At 69.5% G+C, this 16,433-nt stretch carries 15 protein-coding genes; 13 read left to right on the top strand and 2 right to left on the bottom strand.

Annotation, left to right across the window (positions count from 1 at the left end):
- Positions 1-111 precede the first annotated feature (111 nt).
- The 6 genes from B7D75_RS14100 (at position 112) to B7D75_RS14075 (ending at position 5,482) form a co-directional block, all read left to right on the top strand.
- The gene (locus B7D75_RS14100; RefSeq protein WP_107114138.1) at positions 112-2,370 is read left to right on the top strand and encodes a membrane-bound PQQ-dependent dehydrogenase, glucose/quinate/shikimate family; all 2,259 of its coding nucleotides are present in this window, start codon (positions 112-114) and stop codon (positions 2,368-2,370) included.
- A gap of 98 nt (positions 2,371-2,468) precedes the next feature.
- Positions 2,469-3,023 (top strand): ClpP family protease, encoded by a 555-nt coding sequence (locus B7D75_RS14095; protein WP_012075869.1) that lies wholly within the window; start codon positions 2,469-2,471, stop codon positions 3,021-3,023.
- 205 nt (positions 3,024-3,228) lie between these two features.
- The gene (locus B7D75_RS14090) at positions 3,229-3,573 is read left to right on the top strand and encodes a con-10 family general stress protein (RefSeq protein WP_012075868.1); all 345 of its coding nucleotides are present in this window, start codon (positions 3,229-3,231) and stop codon (positions 3,571-3,573) included.
- A 78-nt stretch (positions 3,574-3,651) separates the two neighbouring features.
- Entirely contained in the window at positions 3,652-3,987 is a 336-nt protein-coding gene (locus B7D75_RS14085) for a hypothetical protein (protein WP_012075867.1), read from the top strand.
- A gap of 96 nt (positions 3,988-4,083) precedes the next feature.
- Entirely contained in the window at positions 4,084-4,497 is a 414-nt protein-coding gene (locus tag B7D75_RS14080; RefSeq protein ID WP_012075866.1) for a CBS domain-containing protein, read from the top strand.
- 7 nt (positions 4,498-4,504) lie between these two features.
- Complete coding sequence (locus B7D75_RS14075) at positions 4,505-5,482, top strand: SDR family oxidoreductase (RefSeq protein ID WP_107114137.1); 978 nt, start codon at positions 4,505-4,507, stop codon at positions 5,480-5,482.
- On the opposite strand, the gene B7D75_RS14070 is transcribed toward B7D75_RS14075, so the two are convergent.
- Entirely contained in the window at positions 5,471-7,078 is a 1,608-nt protein-coding gene (locus B7D75_RS14070) for an alpha-amylase family protein (RefSeq protein WP_012075864.1), read from the bottom strand. The genes B7D75_RS14075 and B7D75_RS14070 overlap by 12 nt on opposite strands.
- Positions 7,068-8,615: an alpha-amylase family glycosyl hydrolase gene (locus tag B7D75_RS14065; RefSeq protein WP_034079038.1), complete on the bottom strand. Its 1,548-nt coding sequence runs from the start codon at positions 8,613-8,615 to the stop codon at positions 7,068-7,070. Before B7D75_RS14065 ends, B7D75_RS14070 begins: the two co-directional genes overlap by 11 nt.
- A 204-nt stretch (positions 8,616-8,819) precedes the next feature.
- On the opposite strand from B7D75_RS14065, the gene hcnA reads away from it, so the two are divergent.
- From hcnA to B7D75_RS14030, 7 genes are all read left to right on the top strand, one after another.
- A complete protein-coding gene (gene hcnA, locus B7D75_RS14060) occupies positions 8,820-9,134 on the top strand; it encodes a cyanide-forming glycine dehydrogenase subunit HcnA (RefSeq protein WP_034000435.1) in 315 nt (104 codons plus the stop codon).
- Positions 9,131-10,525, top strand: a complete 1,395-nt coding sequence (gene hcnB / locus B7D75_RS14055; protein ID WP_043101681.1) for a cyanide-forming glycine dehydrogenase subunit HcnB — start codon at positions 9,131-9,133, stop codon at positions 10,523-10,525. The genes hcnA and hcnB overlap by 4 nt, the downstream gene beginning before the upstream one ends.
- Before the next feature lie 2 nt (positions 10,526-10,527).
- The gene (hcnC, locus tag B7D75_RS14050; RefSeq protein ID WP_034079041.1) at positions 10,528-11,781 is read left to right on the top strand and encodes a cyanide-forming glycine dehydrogenase subunit HcnC; all 1,254 of its coding nucleotides are present in this window, start codon (positions 10,528-10,530) and stop codon (positions 11,779-11,781) included.
- A gap of 174 nt (positions 11,782-11,955) precedes the next feature.
- Positions 11,956-12,540 carry a TetR/AcrR family transcriptional regulator gene (locus B7D75_RS14045; RefSeq protein WP_012075859.1) on the top strand — a complete coding sequence of 195 codons (585 nt, stop codon included), beginning with the start codon at positions 11,956-11,958 and terminating at the stop codon, positions 12,538-12,540.
- Positions 12,541-12,666: 126 nt separating this feature from the next.
- Positions 12,667-13,704 (top strand): NADP-dependent oxidoreductase, encoded by a 1,038-nt coding sequence (locus B7D75_RS14040; protein ID WP_058130449.1) that lies wholly within the window; start codon positions 12,667-12,669, stop codon positions 13,702-13,704.
- A gap of 129 nt (positions 13,705-13,833) precedes the next feature.
- Complete coding sequence (locus B7D75_RS14035) at positions 13,834-14,709, top strand: NAD(P)-dependent oxidoreductase (RefSeq protein ID WP_107114136.1); 876 nt, start codon at positions 13,834-13,836, stop codon at positions 14,707-14,709.
- 85 nt (positions 14,710-14,794) lie between these two features.
- The gene (locus tag B7D75_RS14030; protein ID WP_107114135.1) at positions 14,795-16,396 is read left to right on the top strand and encodes an EAL domain-containing protein; all 1,602 of its coding nucleotides are present in this window, start codon (positions 14,795-14,797) and stop codon (positions 16,394-16,396) included.
- The last annotated feature ends 37 nt before the right edge of the window (positions 16,397-16,433 follow it).

Raw genomic sequence — 16,433 nt, 5'->3', positions numbered from 1 at the left:
GCCCGCTCGCTGGAGTTCATTCGCCGGGACGGGCGGGCACCGTCGGTCCCGCGCATTCAACGACGCGGCAGGCACGCGGTCGGATGACGGGACCGGACCGGAGGCTTTCCCATGCGCACCTACCGCCTGCTCGCCGTCCCGCTCCTGCTCGCCGCGCTCTGGCTGCTCGGCGGCGGCGCCTGGTTGTGGCTGCTCGACGGTTCCGCCTACTACCTGTGCGCCGGCGGCGCACTGCTGGTCTGCGCCATCGCCCTCTGGCATGGCCGGGCGCGGGCCCTGGCCGCCTACGCGACGCTGCTGCTGGGCAGTTGCCTGTGGGCCTGGTGGGAAGTCGGCCTGCGCTGGTGGGAGCTGGTGCCGCGCCTGGCCCTGTGGTTCCTGCTCGGCGGCCTGCTCTGCCTGCCGGCGTTGCGTCGCCGACTGCGTGGTCGTCACGCGTCGCGCGACGCCGCGCTGCTGGCCTGCGCCCTGGGCCTGGTCGCGCTGCTGGCGAGCCTGGCGCTGCTGCGGCCATCCGTGGAGTTGCCGGCGGTCAGCCATGGCGCGGCCGGGCCAGGCGCCACGGGTGCGGCGGATGGAGAGTGGCACTTCTACGCGGGCGACGCCGGCGGGCAGCGTTACTCGCCGCTGCGTCAGATCGATCGCGGCAACGTGCGACGCCTGCGACTGGCCTGGCACTACCGCAGTGGTGACCTGCCAGGTCCGGACGACCCGCTGGAGACCACCGCGGAAAACACCCCGCTGATGGTCGGCGGGCGTCTCTACCTGTGCACGCCGCATAGCCAGGTGATCGCCCTGGAGGCGGAGAGCGGCCGCGAGCTCTGGCGCTTCGATCCGCAGCTGCGCGGCCGTCGCGCCGACGGCTTCCGCAGTTGGCCGCACATGACCTGCCGCGGGCTCGCCTACCATCACAGCCCGGCCTCCAGCGGCAGTTGTCCACGCCGCCTGCTGCTGCCCACCGCGGACGCCCGTCTGATCGCCCTCGATGCCGACAGTGGCAAGCCCTGCCGGGGCTTCGGCAAGGACGGCACGGTGGACCTGGCGCGCGGCCTGCCGGACTTCCAGGCCGGCGAATACTACTCCACCTCTCCGCCGGCGCTGGCCGGCGGCCTGGTACTGGTCGGCGGCCATGTCACCGATCGGATCGCCAGTGGCGTGCTGCGCGCCTATGACGTAGAGGACGGCCATCTGGTATGGAACTGGTACGGCGACGACCGCGTCGACGGCCGTCCGCTGGCCGCCGGCGAGCAGTATCCGCGCGGCGCGCCGAACGTCTGGTCGACGATCAGCGTCGACCGGCGCCTGGGCCTGGCCTACCTGCCCGTCGGCAACGCCAAGCCGGACTTCTGGGGCGGCCGGCGCAGCGCCGCGGCGGAGCGTTACAGTTCCTCGGTGGTGGCTTTGGAGATCGCCAGCGGGCGGCCGCGCTGGGTATTCCAGGCGACCCGCCACGATATCTGGGACCGTGACCTCGCCGCCCAGCCGACGCTCTTCGAACTGCGCCGGGGGCGGCAGCGGATCCCGGCGCTGCTGGCGGCCACCAAGCAGGGCAGCCTGTTCGTCCTCGACCGGCGCAATGGCAAGCCGCTCTGGCCGGTACGCGAGGTGCCGGCACCGGCGGGCGCCGCCGAAGGCGACCACACGGCAGCGAGCCAGCCGGTCTCCAGCCTGGACTTCTCCCCGCCGCCGCTGCGCGAGCGGGACATGTGGGGGGTCACCCCCCTGGACCAGTTGCTCTGCCGGCTGGCCTATCGCCGGCTGCGCTATGAGGGTCCGTATACGCCACCCGGCGAGTCCGGCAGCCTGATCTATCCGGGCAGCGCCGGGGTGTTCAACTGGGGCGGGGTAGCGCTGGACCCGCACCGGCGCATCGCCTTCCTCAACCCGAGCTACATGGCCTTCCGCGTGCGCCTGGTCGCCGGCGCGCCGGGCGAACCGCGCTATCGCGCCGACGGCGTGCCGTTCCGCTCGCCGCTCGGCCTGCCGTGCCAGGCCCCGCCCTGGGGCGAGGTGATGGCCCTGGAGCTGGACAGCGGTCGCCTGCTCTGGCGCCGCCCCAGCGGCACGGTACGCGACGCCACGCCGCTGCCGCTGCCATTCGCCCTTGGGGTCCCCAGCCTCGGCGGAGGCCTGGTCACCGCCGGAGGGCTGGCAATCCACGCCGGCACCCTGGATCGCTACCTGCGCGCCTACGACCTGGACACCGGCGAGGAACTCTGGCGCGCGCGCCTTCCGGCAGGCGGCCAGGCCAGCCCGATGAGCTACCGCGGGCGCGATGGACGCCAGTACCTGGTGATCGTCGCCGGCGGCCACGGCTCGCTGGGCACCCGCGCCGGGGACCACGTGCTGGCCTTCGTCCTGGCGCCCTGAGTGCCATTCGTCGCGGCGATGGCTCATGGCGCGCGAGCGACAATCCTCCGTAGGGAAAACCATCGTCGAGGAACCGATACGAAAGAAGAGAGGCGAGCATGTCCAAGCAGCACATCATCCATTTTACCGGACCGATCAATTCGTCCACCTGCGGCAACCTGATCAACACCTGCGCGAAAGCCCTGCAACAGGAAGCCGAGGAATTGCGGATCAACATCGCCACCATGGGCGGGGAGTGCAGCTACGGCTTCACCCTGTACAACTTCCTGCGCGCGCTGCCGGTCCCGGTCCATACCCACAACCTGGGTACCGTCGAATCGATGGGCAACATCCTGTTCCTCGCCGGCGAGCGCCGCAGCGCCTGCGCCCACAGCAAGTTCCTGTTCCACCCGTTCCACTGGACCCTGCATGGCGCGGTGGACCACGCGCGGATGGCGGAATACGCGATGAGCCTGGACTACGACCTGCAGCTGTACGCGCAGATCGTCGCCGAGCACACCCGCGACGCCCCCGAGCGCCTGGACATCCCGCGCTACCTGATGGCCTACCCGCGGATCCTCGGTCCCGACGACGCGCTGGCCTGCGGGCTGATCCAGAGCGTCGACGACTCGCCGATACCCGCTTCCGCCTGTCACTGGAGCGTGCACTCCTGAACCCGCGCAGGCCTTGCCGGGGTCACGCGCGGCGGCCTTCGGCCAGCATATTCCGGCAAGCGGAAGGCCTTGAATCGGCTAATGAATTTTTCGTCGCAGGACATCCGCAAAAGAGTTTGAACGTTCCCTGGCGGAAGCCTTCGGAGTAAGTGCACGCGGCGAAAAGCGCCGCATCCCTTCCAACCCTCGAGAGGAGGAAACGAGCATGACCGACAAACGACAAGGCATGAGCACCAGCGAAGCCGGGCAGAAAGGCGGCGAAGCCACCTCCAGGAGCCACGGCAAGGAGTTCTACCAGGAGATCGGCCACAAGGGTGGCCAGGCCAGCGGCGGCAACTTCGCCAACGACCCGCAGCGCGCCGCCGAAGCCGGGCGCAAGGGTGGCCAGCAAAGCGGGGGCAATTTCGCCAATGACCGGGAAAGAGCCGCCGAGGCGGGCCGCAAGGGCGGCCAGCAGAGCGGCGGCAATTTCGCCAACGACCGGGAAAAAGCTTCCGAGGCAGGACGCAAGGGCGGCCAGAACAGCCACGGCGGCGGCCGTTCGTCCTGACCATGTAGAACCGCGCAAGCGTACGGCGCATCCCCACCGGGATGCGCCGTTTTTCCATCAGACGAAGAGGAACTCAGCATGTCCAGACCCACTTCCCGCCATCCGCTGCGCGCCTTCCTCCTGGTTGCCACGCTCTGCAGTGGCGCCGCCCTGGCCGGGCAACCGGCAACGCCGGACGGCAATCATCCCGGCCCCGGCGAGGGTACGAGCCATGGCCAGGGCGCCGGGCCCACCGCCCAGGATCCTCACGAAACCCATCGCGAGAACGGCAAGGTACGCACCGAGGATGGCCGCGCCGTGCGCAGCGACGACGGCGAGCGCAACAACCGCAGTGACCACCAGGATGCCTCGCCGGAGCATTCCGGCGAGGGCGGCCAGCGCGATCGCTCCAGCAACCCCGGTAGCCAGGAGTGACGCCGGGAAGAAACTTCGAACTCCCGCTGCCGCCGCCATTCACAAGCAGGGAGAGTCGCGCCGGGAAGCGGCGCGTCGAAAGGAGGAGACAGACCGATGAAAGTCCGCGAAATCATGAGTCGCGAAGTACGCACCGTCACCCCCCAGACCACCCTTGGCGAGGCGGCGCTGCTGATGCGCCAGGCCGACATCGGCGCCTTGCTGGTCAACGAGGGCGAGCGCCTGACCGGCGTGGTCACCGACCGCGACCTGGTGGTGCGCGGTCTCGCCGACGGCCTGGCGGCCGACCGCCCCGTGCGCGAAGTGATGAGCGCGGAACTGCGCTACTGCTTCGAGGACGAGGAGGTGGACCATGTGGCGAAGAACATGGCGCAACTCGAAAAGCGTCGCCTGCCGGTGATGGATCGCAACAAGCGCCTGGTGGGGATCGTCTCGCTGGCCAACATCGCCACCTGCAACACCGACAAGCTCAGCGCCAATCTCTTGCGCGGCGTGGCACGCGCGCACTGAGGCAGCCATGGCGGAACGAGGGCTGGTGGCGATCTGCGGCGGCAGCGCCGGGGTCGGGCGGGCCACCGCGCATGTCTTCGCCCGCGCCGGCTACGCGGTGGCGATACTGGCCCGCGGCGAACGCGGCCTGGCCGAGACCGAGGCGGAGCTGCGCGGCTACGGCGTGCCGCTGACGACGCTGAGAGTCGACGTGGCCGATGCCGATGCGTTGCGCGCGGCGAGCGAGCGCCTGGAGCATGAACTGGGCACCCCGGACGTCTGGGTCAACGCAGCGATGGTCACGCTGTTCTCGCCAGTGCGCCAGCTCACCGCGGAGGAGATCCGCCGTGTCACCGAGGTCACCTACCTGGGCACGGTGCATGGCACCCTGGTCGCGCTGGAGCGCATGCGCCCGCGCGACCGCGGGGTGATCATCCAGGTCGGCTCGGCGCTGGCCTACCGGGCCATCCCTCTGCAGGCTGCCTATTGCGCGGCGAAGTTCGCCGTGCGCGGCTTCACCGACGCGCTGCGCTGCGAACTGCTGGAGGAGGGCAGCGGGATCCGCCTGTGCATGGTGCAATTGCCGGCGCTCGACACCCCGCAGTTCGACTGGGCGCGTAACCGCCTGCCGCGAAAACCGCAGCCGGTGCCGCCGATCCACCATCCCAACCTGGCGGCCCATGCGATCTACGCGGCGGTCGACAAGACGCCACGGGAACTCTGGCTGGGCGCGTCGACCCTCCAGGCGATCCTTGCCAACGGCGTGGCGCCGGGCCTGCTCGACCGCCTGCTGGCGCGGCGCGCCTACGTCGGCCAGATGAGCGAACAGGCCGAGCCGGGAGGGCGTCCGGACAACCTGTTCCTGCCCCTGGAGGAAGGCCACGCCACTTGCGGCCGCTTCGCCAGCCGCTCGCGCTGCTCGGCGCTGTTGCTCAGCGCCGCCACGGTGTCCTGGGGATTGCTCGGCGCGGCCCTGCTGCTGGCCGCGCTGCTGCTATGGCTGTGAGCCGTCGCGACGGAACCAGCGGTAGCCGTAGCCAGCCAGCGAGACCCGGTTGCCGTGCGGAGGCGGGTAGTCGTCATCGGCGAGGATTTCCCGGTAGGCGCCGAGATCCAGCTCGCCTATGCACGCGCGTAGCGGCCGCTCGGACAGGTTGACCAGCATCAGGCTGCCGGGTGCCTGGCCGCGATCATGGCGCATGGCGAACAGCGCCGGCTGGTCGGTCGGTACCAGGCTGGCCTGGCCCAGGCCCGTCTCCGGCAGTTCCGCGCGCGCCCGGGCCAGGCGCCGTACCCGGTTGAGCAGGGAGTCCGGCGCCGCATCCTGGGCGGCGACGTTGACCCGCGTGCAGGCGAACGGCCCGTCCTCGATCGGCGCCACCGCCAGGCGTTCGGCGGGCGCGTCGGAAAACCCCGCGTGGGGCTGGTCGCTCCATTGCATGGGCGTGCGCACCGCCAGGCGTTCCGGGCGCCGCAGGTCGTCCCCCATGCCGATTTCCTCGCCGTAGCGCAGGATCGGCGTGCCCGGCAGGGACAGCAGCAGGGCGTAGGCCATCGCCTGGCGGCGGACGTCGCCGCCGAGCATCGGCGCCAGGCGCCGGCGGATGCCGCGGCCATAGAGGCGCATGTTCTGCTCGGGGGCGAAGGCGCGCATGACCTCCTCGCGCTCGGCCTCGCTCAGGCGCTCCAGGTCCAGCTCGTCATGATTGCGCAGCCACAGGGCGTAGCCGCAGCCCGGCGGCGGCACCGGCTGGCGGACCAGCGCGCGGCGCAGCGGTTCGGCGCTCTGCCGGGCGAGAGCGAGGAACAGGTGGTTGTTGATCCAGAAGTCCAGTACCAGCCCCAGTCGCCTGCCGTCGCCGAAGTAATGGCGGTAACGGTCGGGCTCGACGTCCACCTCGCCCATCAGCAGCGCCTCCGGCGCATGCCGGGCGAGCCGTTCGAGCAGCCAGGCGCCACGTCGCTCGTCACCGCCGCCGGCCTGTTCGACCAGGTGCGAGGCGGCATCCAGGCGGAAACCGGCGACGCCCAGTTCCAGCCAGTGGCTCATGACCCGCTCGACTTCCTCGATGACCCGCAGGTTCTTCAGGTTCAGGTCCGGCTCGTGGCTGTAGAAAAGATGGCGGTAGTACTGCCCGGCCTGGGCGTCCCAGTTCCAGATGCCGTCCTCCACGGAGGGAAAGATCGGCCGGTTGCCGTCGTCCAGCGGCCGGTCCGACCACAGGTAGTAGTCGCGACAGGGCGCCTCGCGGTCATGCCGGGCGGCGACGAACCAGGGGTGCTGATCCGAGGTGTGCTGCACCACCAGTTCGAGAATCACCCGCATGCCGCGCGCGGCGGCCTCGCTCACCAGCCGCCGGAGATCCTCCTCACTGCCGAAGCGCGGCTCCAGCGCCAGGTGGTCGCTGACATCGTAGCCGGCGTCGCGGAACGGCGAGCGGTACAGCGGCATCAGCCACAACGCACCGACGCCCAGTTCGCGCAGATAGTCGAGGCGCTCGACGATACCGGCCAGGTCGCCGCAACCGTCGGCGTCGCTGTCGCGGAACAGCGATGGATCGATCTGGTAGATCAGGCAGTGGCGATACCATTCAGCGTCCATCGCCACGCTCCCCTGGCCGCAGCAGCAGCGCCTGGCCGCCGCGCAACTCGCCGGCGTAGGGCTGCCCGGCGGCGACGCCATCGCTGGCCACCTCGACCTGCCAGGCACCGGCCAGCGGGAAGCCGTGGGCGGCGTCGGCGAAGTTGACGCAGACCAGCCGCTGGTCATCGCCATGGCGCCGACGGTAGGCCAGCACCTCGGGGTGCGACGGCAGCTCCTCCCAGTCGCCCAGCTGCAACGCGGGGCTGCCGCGGCGGCAGGCGAGCAGCCGGCGATAGAGCGCCAGCACCGAGCCGGGATCGCGCTCCTGGACCTCCACCGCCAGGGTATCCGCCTCGGGCGGGAAGGGCAGCCAGGCGGGCTCGCCGGCCCAGCCGTGGGGTGCGGCGGCTCGCCACGGCAAGGGCGCGCGGCTGCCGTCGCGGCCACCGGGGTCGACGCCATGCGCCGCCTCGATCGGCGCGTCCTCCAGGCCCAGTTCCTCGCCCTGGTAGATGAACGGCGTGCCGCGCAGGGTCAACAGCAGCACCGCAGCGGCGCGCGCCCGCGCCAGGGAGCCGCCGTAGCGCGTGCGGTGGCGACTGTTGTCATGGTTGGAGAGGACCCAGGTCGGCCAGGCCGCCGCCTGATTCAGCGCGGTTTCCACCTCGCGGATGCACAGGCGCAGGGTCACCGGGTCCCAGGGCGCGTCCAGCGGCGGGAAGTTGAAGGACATGTGCAGCTCGTCGCTGGCGCCGTAATAGGCGGCGACCCGCGCGGTCGAGCGGATGTTCACCTCGCCGACCAGCACGCGCTCGCCGGGATAGCTGTCGACCAGTCGGCGCAGCCCGCGCAGCACCTCGTGGCTGTAGGGCTGGTCGTTGATCCGCGCGATGCTCTCGCCGGCCGCGCAGCGCGGGTCGTCGGCGAACTCGGGATCCTTGCCGATGCAGTGCGCGACGTCGATGCGGAAGCCGTCGACACCGCGTTCCAGCCAGAACCTGAGAACCTCGTGCATCGCCTCTACTACCTGCGGGTTGCGCCAGTTCAGGTCCGGCTGCTGCGCCAGGAAGAAATGCAGGTAGTACTGCTGGCTGGCCTCGTCCCAGGTCCAGCTGCTGCCGCCATCGATGGCGGCGCGCCAGTTGTTCGGCTGGTCGCGCCAGATGTACCAGTCGCGCCGCGGATCGTCGCGCCCGCGTCGGGCGGCGAGGAACCAGGGGTGCTGGTCGGAAGTGTGGTTGGGCACGAAATCGAGCAACACCCGCAGGCCGCGCGCATGAGCTTCGGCGAGGAGGCGGTCGAGGTCGGCGAGGCTGCCGAACAGCGGATCGATGTCGCAGTGGTCGCAGATGTCGTAGCCGGCGTCGCGCATCGGCGAGCGGTACACCGGCGACAGCCACAGCGCGTCGACGCCGAGACGCTGCAGGTGGTCGAGGCGGGCGATCAGGCCGGGCAGGTCGCCGACGCCGTCGCCGTTGCTGTCGGCGAACGAGCGCGGATAGACCTGGTAGATCACCGCGCGCCTCCACCAGGGCGGCTGGAAGGATTGCAGCATGGGACCTCCTGGGCGGCTTCGACAGCCGCTTTCCTGCTTCGAGCCCGACGCCCGGCGCGGGGTTCGAATTTTCCGCGCGAGCGCCTGCGGCCCACCTACCAGAATTGGCAGGAGAAGGTGCCCACCTGTCGTGGATCAATGTCCACGCCCGGTCCGACTCCTAGTGTCGCCGGCTCCCAACTCTCTCTCACGGATGAAAGGGCAATGCACCTTCTTGAACGCCAACACGATATCCAGCCCCTCTCGCGGGCAGACATGACCATCCAGCTCAATGGCCAGCCCGTCGCGGTGGCTGCCGGCGAGACCGTGCTCAACGTGCTCAACGCGGTCGGCCTGCGGCGCGTCGCGCGCAACGATCACGGCCAGGCCAGTGGCGCCTTCTGCGGCATGGGCGTGTGCCATTGCTGCCTGGTCGCCATCGACGGCCGGCCCAAGCGCCGCGCCTGCCAGACCGTGGTGCGGCCAGGCATGCGGGTGGAAACCGAGGTCAATCGCTTCGACCGGGAGGATCGTCCATGAGCCAGCGTCCGCTGATCGTCGGCGGTGGCGCGGCCGGCATGGCCGCGGCCATCGAACTGGCCCGCCACGGGGTCTCCTGCGTGCTCGTCGACGAGGCCTCGCGCCCGGGCGGGGTGGTCTATCGCGGACCGCTGCGCGCCGGCGTCGACCCGGCCTACCTCGGCGCGCGCTACACCAGGGCCCTGGAAAAGCTGCGGCGTGACTTCGCCGCCTGCGCCGGGCACATCGACCTGCGTCTGAACAGCCGCGTGGTCGGCGGCGACAGCCAGCGCCTGATGATCCTCGACGAGGCGGAGCGGCTGCACGAAATGACCTATTCGCACCTGCTCCTGGCCACCGGCTGCCACGAACGCAGCGTACCGTTCCCCGGCTGGACCCTGCCCGGGGTGATGCTGCTCGGCGGCCTGCAATTGCAGATCAAGAGCGGCGCGGTGAAGCCGCTGGGCGATACCCTGATCGCCGGCAGCGGCCCGCTGCTGCCGCTGGTGGCCTGCCAGCTGCATGCGGCGGGGGTACGCGTCGCCGGGGTCTACGAGGCCTGCGCGTTCGGCCGCATGGCCAGGGAAAGCCTGGCGCTGCTGAACAAGCCGCAACTGTTCCTCGACGGCCTGAGCATGCTTGGCTATCTCAAGCTCAACGGCATCCCGCTGCATTACGGCTGGGGGGTGGTCGAGGCCGGCGGCGCTGGGGAACTGGCGGAAGTGACGGTGGCGCCCTACGACGATGAATGGCGGCCCGACCTGGAAAACGCCCGGTCGGTGCAGGCATCGACCCTTGCCGTCGGCTACGGCTTCATCCCGCGCACCCAGCTCAGCCAGCAACTGGGCCTGGAGCACGGCTTCAGCGACGACGGCTACCTGCGCGCGGAGTGCAACGTCTGGCAGCAGAGCAGCCAGCCGCATATCCACCTGGCAGGCGACATGGCGGGCATACGCGGCGGCGAGGCGGCGATGATCGGCGGACGCATCGCCGCCTTGTCGATCCTGTTGCAGCGCGAGGCGATTTCCCCCGCCGAGGCCATCGAACGGCGCGATTCCCATCTGGCCCGGCTGGAGGCGATCAAGCGCTTCCGCGCCGGGGTCGAGCGCTACACCCGGCGTGGCGCCCGCCAGGTCGAACTGGCTCGGGCCGATACGGTGATCTGCCGTTGTGAACAGGTCACCCGTGGCGACGTCGAACGCGCGCTCGAACAGGGCGTACAGGACATCGCCGGCCTGAAGATGCGCACCCGCGTCGGCATGGGCGACTGCCAGGGGCGCATGTGCATCGGCTATTGCAGCGATCGCCTGCGTAGCGCCACCGGGCGCGCCGACATCGGCTGGCTGCGCCCGCGGTTCCCGATCGACCCGATCCCATTTTCCGCATTTCAGAACCTCGGTACGGAAGCCTGAACATGAACAGAACCTATGACATCGTGATCGCCGGCGGCGGCGTGATCGGCGCGTCCTGCGCCTACCAGCTGTCCAAGCGCGGCAACCTGCGCATCGCCGTGGTCGATGCCAAGCGCCCCGGCAACGCCACCCGCGCCTCGGCCGGCGGGCTATGGGCGATCGGCGAATCGGTGGGGCTGGGCTGCGGGGTGATCTTCTTCCGCATGATGTCCGCCCGCAACCGGCGCGAGGCCCAGGGCGCCGCGGTGGCGGTGGACGCGAGCACGCCGCACATCCTGCCGCCGGCATTCTTCGACTTCGCCTTGCAGTCCAACGCGTTGTATCCGGAATTGCACCGCGAGCTCATCGAACGCCACGGCATGGACTTCAAGTTCGAGCGCACCGGCCTGAAGTACGTCATCCAGGACGACGAGGACCGCCAGTACGCCGAGCACATCGTGGCGCAGATCCCGCACCTCGCCGATCAGGTGCGCTGGCTCGACCGCGACGACCTGCGCCGCGCCGAGCCGGCGGTCAGCCAGGCGGCCCACGGCGCGCTGGAATTCCTCTGCGACCACCAGGTCAGCCCGTTCCGCCTGGCCGACGCCTACCTGGAGGGGGCGCGGCAGAACGGCGTCGAGCTGCTGCTGGGGAGCAACGTCACCGGCGTGCTGCGCCAGGGCCGGCGGATCAGCGGGGTGCGCACGGACAACGCCGGCGTGCTGCACTGCCAGACCCTGATCAACGCCGCCGGCGCCTGGGCCGCCGAGCTCAGCGAAATGGCCAGCGGCCGGCGCATCCCGGTCAAGCCGGTGAAGGGCCAGATCGTCCTCACCGAACGCATGCCGCGACTGCTCAACGGCTGCCTGACCACCAGCGACTGCTACATGGCGCAGAAGGATAACGGCGAGATCCTGATCGGCAGCACCACCGAGGACAAGGGCTTCGACGTCAGCAATACCTTCCCGGAAATCGCCGGCCTGGTGCAGGGCGCGGTGCGCTGCGTACCGCAGCTGCAAGAGGTCAACCTCAAGCGCACCTGGGCCGGGCTGCGCCCGGGCTCGCCGGACGAGCTGCCGATCCTCGGCCCGGTGGCGGAGGTGGAAGGCTACCTGAACGCCTGCGGGCACTTCCGCACCGGCATCCTCACCTCGGCGATCACCGGGGTGCTGCTCGACCGTCTGGTCCACGGGGAGCAACTGCCCCTGGACCTCACGCCATTCCTGGCGGCGCGCTTCCAGCCGGAGCGCTCCGCCGTGGCGGTGGCGGCCTGCTAGCTTCGTGGTGGCGACAGGCACCGGGCGGAGCGGGGCATGCCGCGCTCCACTCGGTCGCCGGGGCAGGGCGCTGGCGGGAAACGCGCCACGCTTGCCGGCGGACATGGCGGCGGTTGTATGCTCACCCGGAAAGCCCACTAGACGACTGGTCTAATTCAAGCTACCGTGCGCCCCATGAAAACCAGCTACGACGATACCCGCCAGCATCTGCTCGATACCGGATACCGGATCATGGCGGTCAAAGGCTTCTCCGGAGTCGGCCTCAACGAAATCCTGCAGACCGCGGGCGTGCCCAAGGGCTCGTTCTATCACTACTTCAAGTCCAAGGAGCAGTTCGGCCAGGCCCTGCTGGAAGACTACTTCCGCGCCTACCTGGCGGACATGGACCAGCGCTTCGCCGCTCCCGGGCTGAATGGCCGCGAGCGGCTGATGAGCTACTGGCAGAAGTGGCTGGACAACTCCCGCACTCCCTGCGACGAGCAGAGGTGCCTGGTGGTCAAGCTCAGCGCCGAGGTCGCGGATCTTTCCGAGAGCATGCGGATCACCCTGCGCGACGGATCGGACGGGATCATCGAGCGACTCGCCGGGTGCATCGAACAGGGCCGCGCGGACGCTTCCCTCGCGCCCTGCGACGCCCGTCGCAAGGCCAGCGCCCTGTACCAGCTGTGGCTGGGGGCGAGCCTGCTGAGCAAGCTGCATCGTCATCCCGGTCCGCTGGAAAGCGCGATGGAAACCACCAGGAGCCAGTTGGAGCCCTGAGTTTCGCGAGACCAAGAAGACCCGCCCCGGAAGAGGCGGGTATTTTTTCCGCCCGCAGCTAGTCGACTGGTCTAGTTTCAACCTGCACGGCACCGGCCGTGCAGCGTCAGACAGAGGAGCCTGGAAATGCCCCAATCCACGCAGGTCAACCGCCGTATCGTCCTCGCGTCGCGCCCCCACGGCGCCCCGACCCGGGAAAACTTCCGCCTGGAGCAGGCCCCGGTGCCGCAACCCGGCGCCGGCCAGGTGCTGCTGCGCACCGTCTACCTGTCGCTCGACCCGTACATGCGCGGACGGATGAGCGACGCACCGTCCTACGCACCGCCGGTGGAGCTCGGCGCAGTGATGGTCGGCGGCACGGTGAGCCGGGTGCAGGCATCCAAGCATGCCGACTTCAAGGTCGGCGACTGGGTGCTTTCGGCCAACGGCTGGCAGGATTATGCGCTGTCCGACGGCAGCGGTCTGGCCCGACTGGGCGAGGCCCCGGAACATCCGTCCCATGCCCTGGGCGTGCTCGGCATGCCCGGCTTCACCGCCTACATGGGCCTGCTCGACATCGGCCAGCCCCGGACCGGCGAAACCCTCGTGGTGGCCGCCGCCACCGGCCCGGTCGGCGCCACCGTCGGACAGATCGGCAAGCTCAAGGGCTGCACGGTGATCGGCGTCGCCGGCGGCGCGCAGAAATGCCGCCACGCGGTCGAGGTCCTGGGTTTCGATGCCTGCCTCGACCACCATGCCGCGGATTTCGCCGAGCGCCTGGCCGAAGCCTGCCCGCAAGGCATCGACATCTACTACGAGAACGTCGGCGGCAAGGTCTTCGACGCGGTGTTCCCCCTGCTCAACGCCAAGGCGCGGATCCCGGTATGCGGCATCGTCGCCCACTACAACGACACCGACCTGCCGCCGGGGCCGGACCGCCTGCCGGCACTGATGGGCACCATCCTGCGCAAGCGCATCAAGGTGCAGGGCTTCATCATCTTCGACGACTACGGTCATCGCTACGGCGAGTTCCAGCGCGACATGTCGCAATGGATCGCCGAGGGCCGCATCCAGTATCGCGAGGAGCGGGTCGACGGTCTCGAGAACGCCCCCGAGGCGTTCTTCGGCCTGCTCCAGGGACGCAACTTCGGCAAGCTGGTGATCCGCGTCGGAGCCGACGCATGAGCCGGCCGATCCAGGCGCTCGGCGGCCTGCGGGGGAAGCGCCGGGCGTTGCTCCTCAAGGAGCTGGACGAGGCGTCCCGCACCACCACCATTCCGGGTTGAGACCCACGACCAATAAGGAGTCACGCAAATGAAAGTCGGTTTTCTCGGGTTGGGCGGCATGGGCTCGGCGATGGCCACCCGCCTGGTACAGGCGGGGCTCGAGGTCACGGTCTGGAATCGTTCCGCGGCGGCCTGCGAGCCGCTGCTGGCGCTGGGCGCCGCCAGGGCGGGCGAGGCCGCCGAGCTGTTCGGCCTGGACGTGGTCATCAGCATGCTGGCGGACGACCAGGCGACCCGCGGGGTACTGCTCGACAGCGGCGTGCTCGAACGGGCGCGTCCCGGTCTCATCCATCTGAGCATGTCGACGCTGTCGATCGGCTGCGTCGAGGCGCTCGCCGCAGAGCACCGGCGCCTGGGGCTGGCGTTCGTCGCCGCGCCGGTGTTCGGGCGCACCGACGTGGCCGCCGCCGGCAGGCTGAACATCGTCGTCGGTGGCCCGGAGGAGGCCATCGAGCATGTCAAGCCGCTGCTGGAGATTATGGGACAGAAGACATGGTTTTTCGGAAAAGATCCACTCAGCGCAATGGCGGTGAAGATCTCTGGTAACTTCATGATCGCCAGCGCCATCGAAAGCATGGGCGAGAGCGTCGCCCTGGTGAAACGCCTGGGCGTCGACCCCGGACGCTTCATGGAACTCATGTCCTCGACGCTGTTCGATGCGCCTGTCTACCGCAACTACGGTCCGCAGATCGTCGAGCAGCGCTTCACTCCCGCCGGCTTCCGCCTGGTCCTCGGGCTGAAGGACGTCGACCTGGCGCTGTCCGCCGGCAAGAGCCGCAACGTACCGTTGCCGCTGGCCAGCCTGCTGCACGATGTGCTGCTGGAGGCCATCGCCCATGGCGACGGGGAATCGGACTGGACGGCGCTGGCGAAGGTAGCGTTGTCACGATCGGGACAAATCTGAGAAGGTTCTTCGCACGGCCCCCGGCCCGTGAAGCTGTTCGGCAATCTGACGTGCTTTCCATCAATTCTTTCATCGGGAAGAAGGTATGTCCGAGCGTGGGACGGCTGTCGAAGGCCGGATCGACTGGCAACGGATCCTGCTGATCCTGTTCACCACCACCCTGGTGGGCGGCGTCTGTGGGATCTTCGTGATCAACGAACTGGATCGCCAGCACGACGGGGCGCACCTGGCGTCCTATACCGAAATGGCCCTGGAGCGGGCGCTGGAGATCTCCTCGGCGGCCGACCAGATGCTCGCCGAGATGAACGCCGGCAGCGCGCCGGCCTGCGGCGACCGCGACCTGGAGATGCTGCGCTCGATCGTGCTCGAGTCGCGTTTCATGAGCGACGTCGGCCGGATCAGCGGCAACCAGGTGATCTGTACCGGGGTGCGCGGCCGCTTGCGCGCGCCCTGGGGGCTGTCCGCACCCGACCGGGTCGACCGCGCCGGCACCCGCTTCTGGTCCGAGGGCATGCCGTTGCCGCTGCAGGTGCTGCCGACCGGCCTGGTCGCCCGCGGCAACGCCATCGTGTTCATCGCCCCGCATGCCTATTTCGACGTCGACCACCCGGACGCCGGCATCTCCGCCGCCGCCGTCTCGGCCAACGGCGACTACATCTACCACCGCTTCGCCGGGGAGCAGCGCCCGGCCCCGGAGATGCCCGGCAGGCCCGCTTGGCCGGAAGTCTCCGGCGCCCGCCAGGCAAGCCGCTGCGAGCCGGACCAGGACCTCTGCGTGGTCTCCCACCTGCGCGAGCGCGGCCTGCTGAACACCGAGCCGGACCGCGCCGCCATGGCCGCGGCGATGGGCGGCGGGCTGTTCTTCGGGGTCATGTTGCTGCTGAGCTACCTGTTCGGCTTCCTCAGCGACGAGAAGCTTCCCGCCAGGCTCCTGCGCGCGTTGAAGCGCGAGGCGCTGGAGGTGCACTACCAGCCGATCGTGCGCCTGGCGGACGGCCGCTGCATCGGCGTCGAAGCCCTGGCGCGCTGGACCGACAGCAGCCTGGGCCGGGTGTCTCCCGACATATTCATCGGCGCCCTGGAAGAAAGCGGCGACATCCAGTTGCTGACCCGCTTCGTCTTCCGCCGTGCCCTCAGGCAGCTGGGCCCGCTGCTGAGAAAGGAGCCGGGGTTCTATGTCAGCATCAACGTGACCGGCAAGGACATCGCCAATCCCGGATTCATCGACTTCGCCATCCGCCAGATGGCCCGCGAGCGCGTGCTGCCTGCACAGGTCGCCCTGGAGCTGACCGAACGCACCACCGAGGCCCAGGACTGCCTGCTGGCGGGGATGAACCGCCTGCGCGAGCTGGGCCTGAAGATCTACGTGGACGACTTCGGCACCGGCCACTCGAATCTGGTCTACCTGGCCAACCTGCCGGTGGACGCGATCAAGATCGACAAGGTCTTCACCCAGTCGATCGGCGAAAGCGAAGCCGTCGAGCTGATCTTCGACAAGCTCTGCTCGATGGCCGAACAGTTGCAGATCGGCGTGGTGGTCGAAGGAATCGAAACCCAGGCCCAGGCGGACTACGTCTCGCGCCGCTCGCCGGAAGCCCTCGGCCAGGGCTGGCACTTCGGCAGGGCGTTGGCGCTTGAGGCCTTTCTCGCCTATTACCGGGATCCCCCCGCCCGCATGCGGCCATGAATCCGTGCGACGAGCGTGCCGGGGGAGCGTTGCAGGG

This window comes from Pseudomonas paraeruginosa, from assembly GCF_003025345.2.
Classification (GTDB): domain Bacteria; phylum Pseudomonadota; class Gammaproteobacteria; order Pseudomonadales; family Pseudomonadaceae; genus Pseudomonas; species Pseudomonas paraeruginosa.
The sequence above is the reverse complement of the archived record's forward strand: the minus strand, read 5'-3'. Positions and strand labels throughout refer to the sequence as shown.